Annotated in this window: 1 protein-coding gene; it reads right to left on the reverse strand. The window is 30.6% G+C overall.

Annotation, left to right across the window (positions count from 1 at the left end; all coding sequences use genetic code 11):
* Positions 1-265, reverse strand: a 265-nt coding sequence (locus ACRHNM_RS16980) for a UvrD-helicase domain-containing protein (protein WP_431137803.1), incomplete at both ends; no start/stop codon positions are given.

The raw sequence follows: 265 nt of genomic DNA on the forward strand, positions 1-265 counted from the left end.
TAGTATTTCTTAGAATTGATTTCTAATTGTTGCTTCTCTTTTTTAATAGAAAAAGGATTGTCATTATCTGAACCCAAAGCAATAAATAGTTCTGCTTTACCTCCTCTCCACCTATAAATAGCTTGTTTTGCATCACCTACCAGCAACAAACTACTTTTTTCTTGTGCTAGTGCATTATCTATTAAGGGTATTAAATTTTGCCATTGTAAAACAGAAGTATCTTGCATTTCATCAATAAAATAATTTTGAAAACGTTGCCCAATTC

Origin of the sequence: Psychroserpens mesophilus, assembly GCF_050617655.1 — a bacterium.
Lineage (GTDB): Bacteria > Bacteroidota > Bacteroidia > Flavobacteriales > Flavobacteriaceae > Psychroserpens > Psychroserpens mesophilus_A.